This is a genomic window from Myxococcus sp. AB025B, assembly GCF_006518215.1.
Lineage (GTDB): Bacteria > Myxococcota > Myxococcia > Myxococcales > Myxococcaceae > Myxococcus > Myxococcus fulvus.
On record NZ_SRLW01000562.1, the window covers coordinates 1 to 2620 of the forward strand.

Here is a 2620-nt window from a genome sequence, read left to right on the forward strand (position 1 = left end):
CCTTCCCGCCCGCTCCACCCGCATCCTCGGTGGTCCCTGGCGTACCCGGTCCGGACAGTCAGCTTGTTCCGGACGTTTGCGTCGCTCGCGCGTGTTCACCCCTGTCCGGGGAGGAAAGCCATGAGTTGGAAGCAACGTCTGGAGAAGGCCGCCGAGGGCCATTACGTCCTGCCCAAGACCAAGAGCATGCGGGTCGACGCGGACCTGTTCCTCTCGGACAAGCTGCTGTGGGGCGAGGGCCCCGAGGTCCCCGGGCTGGAGGACACCGTCTTCGACCAGGTGGTCAACGCCGCGTCGTTCCCCGGCGTCACCCGCGTCGCCGTCACCCCCGACTGTCACGTGGGCTACGGCGTGCCCATCGGCACCGTCGTGGAGACCGACGGCGTCCTGCTCCCCACCGCCGCCGGCTATGACATCGGCTGCGGCATGGTGCAGCTGCAGACCTCCCTCATGGCCGAGGACGTCGCCGACCCCGCCAAGCGCCGCCAGTGGATCGACCAGGTCACCCGCCGCATCGCCGTGGGCGTGGGCGCCAGCCGCGTGCAGCAGCAGCGCCGGGTGTCGGACCGCTCGTTCGCGGAGGTGGTGCGCCACGGCGCCAAGGCCCTGGGCCGGGGCTCCGCCGTCACCGAGCGCGACTTCATCCCCGTGGAGGACGACCGGGTGGACATCCCGGACCGGGCCTACGAGAAGCGCGGCCAGCTGGGCAGCCTGGGCGGCGGCAACCACTTCACCGAGATGCAGGTGGATGAGAGCGGCCGCGTCTGGGTGATGCTCCACACCGGCAGCCGCGGCTTCGGCTGGAACATCGCCAAGCACTTCTTCGTGCAGGGCGCCGCGCACCTGGGCCTCAAGAGCCGCAGCGAGGACTTCGTCTGGCTGGACGCCGACAGCGCGCTGGGCCGCGAGTACTGGAACCTGCACAACATGGCGGCCAACTTCGCCGTGGCCAACCGGCTCATCATCGGCGAGGCCGTGTGCGCCGCGCTCGAGGACGTGTTCGGCGGGACGGCGAGCGTCTACTACGAGATTTCGCACAACCTCATCCAGAAGGAGGCCGGCAAGTTCGTGGCCCGCAAGGGCGCCACGCGCGCGTTCCCCGCCGGCCACCCCGCGCTCAAGCGCACGGCCTGGGAGGGCACCGGCCACCCCATCCTGATTCCCGGCTCCATGGAGACCGGCAGCGCCATCCTCTTCGCCGAGGAGGGCGCGTCCAAGTCCATCTACTCGGTGAACCACGGCTCGGGTCGGCGGCTGTCGCGAGGCGAGGCGCGGCGCGTGCTGAAGCAGGACGCCACCGACGCGCGCATGGCCGAGGCCGGCATCATCCTCAACACCCGGCAGACGCCGCTGGACGAGTCCGGCCCCTGCTACAAGAACCTGGATGACGTGCTGGAGACGGTGGAGATGGCGGGGCTCGCCCGGGTGGCGCACCGGCTCAAGCCGGTCGCCTGCATCAAGGGCGCGGATTGACCCACACGCCGTGGCACGTGGACTTTCCGGGGGGCCTGCTACAGTGGCCCCCCTCCGGAGTCCCACGACATGACCTCGTCGTCCCCTGCCTCCCGCGCGCCCGCCTCGGGCCTCCGTGAGGCCGAGCTGGCTCGCGCCGAGAGCGAGCTGTCCACCCAGGAGTCCCGACTCGCCGAGCAGGTGACGCGCGCCCTGGCCGACGCCGCCCTGCTCTCCAGCCGTCTGGACGCCGTGCGCGCCTCGCTGGCCCGCGCCCACCAGGAGCCCGACGCCGACCCCCAGCTGGGCGAGCAGGCGTCCAGGCTCCAGGCCTCCTCCGTGCCCTCACTCGACGTGGAGGCCACGCGGGAGAGGGCGCTGGAGGCGCGGCAGAAGGCGCTGGAGGCGCGCAGGCGGATGGGCGTGGAGGTGCAGGCGGCGCTGCGCATCCAGCAGGAGCAGACGGAGAAGGTGGCGCGCGCGGTGGCGGACGCGGAGGCCGCGCTGAAGCAGCAGCAGGAGGCCACCCAGGCGCGGGCGAAGGCGCGTCAGCAGGAGGCCGTGAAGGCCCGGCAGGCGGAGCTGGCGAAGGCGGCCCAGGCCGCGCGCGAGAAGGGACAGCCGCTGCCCTCGCGGACCTCCGGCTCGGAGGGCGCGGACGCACGGCGCAACGGTCGGGTGCGCATGCACACGTCCATCGACATGCGCAGCGACTCCAACTTCTTCACCGGCTTCTCGATGGACATCAGCGAGGGCGGCGTCTTCATCGCCACGGTGGACGCGGTGCCGCGCGGCACGCAGGTGGAGCTGGACTTCACGCTGCCCGGTGGGCGCCCCATGAAGGTGACGGGCGTGGTGCGCTGGGTGCGCGAGGCCAACCCGAAGATGCCGGAGCTGATGCCGGGCGTGGGCGTGCAGTTCACCGGCCTGCCCGAGGAGGTCGCGTCCGTCATCTCCTCGTTCGTCACCACGCGCGACCCGATGTTCTATCCCGACTGAAGCGGGGGCCTCGCTTCGTCGGATACCCAACCCAAGCGGGGGCGGGGTGTCCGTGAGAGGCAATGTCCGGGGATGAAGACAGACATCCCACGGGGAGGATGCAAAGGTTTCGTCCTCATGAGCGCGCCCACCCGAAGCCCCACCGTCCCCGCTTGGGTTGGGTATCCGA

The 2620-nt window shown here is 71.3% G+C and carries 2 protein-coding genes; both read left to right on the forward strand.

Annotated elements, in window-relative coordinates:
- Nucleotides 1-120 precede the first annotated feature (120 nt).
- Entirely contained in the window at nucleotides 121-1473 is a 1353-nt protein-coding gene (locus FL311_RS42565; RefSeq protein ID WP_141333323.1) for an RtcB family protein, read from the forward strand.
- 69 nt (nucleotides 1474-1542) lie between these two features.
- Nucleotides 1543-2451 carry a TIGR02266 family protein gene (locus tag FL311_RS42570; RefSeq protein ID WP_141333325.1) on the forward strand — a complete coding sequence of 303 codons (909 nt, stop codon included), beginning with the start codon at nucleotides 1543-1545 and terminating at the stop codon, nucleotides 2449-2451.
- Nucleotides 2452-2620 lie beyond the last annotated feature (169 nt).